The organism is Arcobacter sp. s6 (assembly GCF_040884245.1).
GTDB lineage: Bacteria > Campylobacterota > Campylobacteria > Campylobacterales > Arcobacteraceae > Aliarcobacter.
In genome coordinates, this window is sequence record NZ_JBEVTN010000030.1 from 1 (window position 1) to 3,446 (window position 3,446).

Sequence of the window (3,446 nt, forward strand, 5' to 3'; positions counted from 1 at the left end):
TATGGAAATAAACTTAATTTCAGAATCAGTAAAGTTCATGTTCTTAGGGATGGGTGTAGTATTTGCCTTCCTAACAATAATGATATTTGTACTAAAAGCACAAGGTGCATTATTAACAAAATATTTTCCAGAAGAAAATAAAGTAGTAAGTAGCACACCAAAAAGTACAACTGAGAAAATAGATAACGCAAAAATGGCAGCAATAATTGCAGCTGTGCAACATCATAAAAATCTAAAGGGTTAAAATATATGTCTAAAAAATATATAGATATCATGGACACAACTTTCAGAGATGGATTTCAATCTGTCTTTGGAGGAAGAGTTTTAATGAATGATTTCTTTCCAGCTGTTGAAGCTGCAAAAGAAGCCGGAATAACTCACTTTGAGTTTGGTGGAGGAGCTAGGTTCCAATCATTGTTCTTCTACTTGCAAGAAAATGCATTTGAAATGATGGATAAATTTAGGGAAATAGTAGGCCCTGATGCAAACTTACAAACTTTAGCTCGTGGTATTAACACTGTAATGTTAGATACAGGATCTAGAGAATTAATCGACTTACATGCTAAAATGTTTGCCAAACATGGTACAACAACAATCAGAAACTTTGATGCTTTAAATGATGTTCAAAACCTTGAATATAGTGCTGAATGTATTAAAAAGTATGGTTTAAACCATGAAGTTGTAATAACACTAATGGATTTACCTCCAGGATGTTTTGGTGCTCATGATGTGCCTTTTTATGAAAAGACTCTAAGACAAATTCTTGATAGTGGTCTTCCTTTTGATTCTATCTGTTTTAAAGATGCTTCTGGGACTTCGTCTCCACAAAAAATCTATGAAACAATTGCAATGGCTAGAAATTTAGTTGGATATGATACTCATATTAGACTTCATACCCATGAAACAGCTGGTGTTTCAGTTGCTTGTTACTTAGCTGCACTTGATGCAGGTGCTAATGGTATAGATTTAGCTGCCTCTCCTGTTTCGGGTGGAACTTCTCAACCTGATATCCTAACTATGTTACATGCTGTAAAAGGTAAAAACTATGATTTAGGTGGTTTAGAAATTGATAAAATTCTGAAATACCAAGATACCTTAGGTAAATGTTTAAAAGATTACTTTATTCCCCCTGAAGCTACTCAAGTATCTCCTTTAATTCCTTTCTCTCCAATGCCAGGTGGAGCTTTAACTGCTAATACTCAAATGATGAGAGATAATGGAACTTTAGATAAATTCCCTGAAGTTATTAAAGCTATGAGAGAAGTTGTTGAAAGGGGTGGATATGGTACATCAGTAACTCCAGTTTCTCAATTTTATTGGCAACAAGCATACGCAAATGTAATGTTTGGTCCTTGGAAACAAATAGCTCCTGGTTATGGAAAAATGGTTTTAGGTTACTTTGGTAGAACTCCAGTTGCACCAGATCCAGAAATTGTAGCACTTGCAGCAGAAAAATTAAAATTAGATCCAACTAGTGAAAATCCTTTAGATATTGCAGATCGTGATGAAAAGAAAAAAATCTCTGTTTGGAAACAAAGATTGGAAATAGAAGGTATTGAAGCTAGTGATGAAAATATCTTTATTGCAGCTGCTTGTGATGAAAAAGGGATAGCTTTCTTAAAAGGTGAATCACCTTTAAATGTTAGAAAAAATGATAATGTTTGTGATAATGATAAAGATTGTAAATTAGGAGAAAAAGATATGGCAAATGCAAGTGGAAACTATACTGTAATAGTTGATGGTCAAAAATTTAATGTAACAATAGCAGAAGGTAGTGATGCTAATATTCAAGTAACTCCCGTTTCTAATATAACAGCTCCTGTAAGTGCTGCACCAGTTGCTGCTCCTGTAGCTTCAACTCCAGCTTCTTCTGCAGGTGGAACTGAAGTACCAGCTGCTGTTAATGGTGCTGTTTGGAAAATATTAGTAAAAGAAGGTGATTATGTTGAAGCTGATCAACAAATTATGATTCTTGAAGCTATGAAAATGGAAATAGATATTAATGCTCCAGTTGCTGGAAAAATTACTAAAATATTAGTAAATAATACACAAACTGTTGAAGAGGGACAAACATTAGCCATTATTGGTTAGTGTTTGAAAGTATAAATGAAAAAAAGTATATTAATTTCTTTTCTTCTTATCTTTAGTTTTTTTACAATAAATGTCTTTGCTTCACCAAGTGTAGATGTTGTAGAAACAACTACTGAGAAACAACCATACCACTCAAAAACAATGGGTGAATTAATTGACTCATTTTATGATACAACAGGTATTAAAGCATTGCTTCAACCACATGAAGGTGTAAAAGATTCACATGGTTTAGAAATGTCTTTCTTTGCACAAAGTGGAGGAAGAATTATAATGATTCTTATTTGTTTTTTATTGTTTTATTTAGCAATTAAAAAAGGATTTGAACCATTACTATTAATTCCTATTGGATTTGGTGGATTGTTAGCAAATATACCAATTGCTAATATGGCAGGACCTGATGGAATGTTAGGAATTATTTATAGTATGGGTATTACTAATCAATTTTTTCCATTATTAATCTTTATGGGTGTAGGAGCTATGACAGACTTTGGTCCATTATTAGCTAATCCAAAAACTGCACTTTTAGGTGGTGCTGCTCAATTTGGTATCTTTGGATCTTTAGTTGGTGCTGTTGTACTTTCTCAATATTTCCCAGGAATCAATTTTACACTAGAACAAGCTGCTGCTATTTCTATTATTGGAGGAGCTGATGGACCTACGTCTATTTTTATAGCTTCAAGATTAGCACCTGAATTGTTAGGAGCAATTGCTGTTGCTGCTTATTCTTATATGGCATTAGTACCAATTATACAACCGCCAATTATGAGAGCATTAACAACAATGAATGAAAGAAAAATTAAGATGCCAGCATCAAGAAAGGTGTCAAAACTAGAAAAAATTGTATTTCCTTTAGTTGTATTAACATTAACAATTTTAATACTTCCAGATGCGGCACCATTAATTGGAGCATTATGTTTTGGAAATTTTGCAAAAGAATCAGGAGTTGTTGATAGACTTTCTGATACAATGCAAAATGCATTAATCAATATTGTAACTATCTTTCTAGGATTAGGTGTTGGTTCAAAACTAGCATCAGAGCAATTCTTAGTAGCAGAGACAATGGGAATTATGATAATAGGTCTTTTAGCATTTGCAGCAGGTACAGCTATGGGTGTAATAATGGCTAAATTAATGAATTTAGTAAGTTCAAAAGATAATCAGATAAATCCTTTGATTGGAGCAGCAGGAGTATCAGCTGTGCCAATGGCGGCAAGGGTAGTAAGTAAAGAAGGTCAACTTTATGACAAATCGAACATTTTATTAATGCATGCGATGGGTCCTAATGTAGCTGGTGTTATTGGTTCAGCAGTCGCTGCTGGTGTACTTTTATCGATATTTAAATAAAAAAATTAACA

Annotated in this window: 3 protein-coding genes; all 3 read left to right on the forward strand. The window is 33.4% G+C overall.

Annotated features, from left to right (window positions below; translation table 11 throughout):
- Positions 1-244, forward strand: a 244-nt coding sequence (locus tag ABVS04_RS14735) for an OadG family protein (RefSeq protein WP_368031538.1), incomplete at its 5' end; no start/stop codon positions are given.
- Positions 245-249: 5 nt separating this feature from the next.
- Positions 250-2,091, forward strand: a complete 1,842-nt coding sequence (locus ABVS04_RS14740; protein ID WP_368031539.1) for a biotin/lipoyl-containing protein — start codon at positions 250-252, stop codon at positions 2,089-2,091.
- 15 nt (positions 2,092-2,106) lie between these two features.
- The gene (locus tag ABVS04_RS14745; protein ID WP_368031540.1) at positions 2,107-3,435 is read left to right on the forward strand and encodes a sodium ion-translocating decarboxylase subunit beta; all 1,329 of its coding nucleotides are present in this window, start codon (positions 2,107-2,109) and stop codon (positions 3,433-3,435) included.
- The last annotated feature ends 11 nt before the right edge of the window (positions 3,436-3,446 follow it).

Bases quoted from the DNA above. Each gene is read 5' to 3' on its own strand.
- ABVS04_RS14740 (WP_368031539.1), top strand. From the start codon at position 250: ATGTCTAAAAAATATATAGATATCATGGACACAACTTTCAGAGATGGA.
- ABVS04_RS14745 (WP_368031540.1), top strand. From the start codon at position 2,107: ATGAAAAAAAGTATATTAATTTCTTTTCTTCTTATCTTTAGTTTTTTT.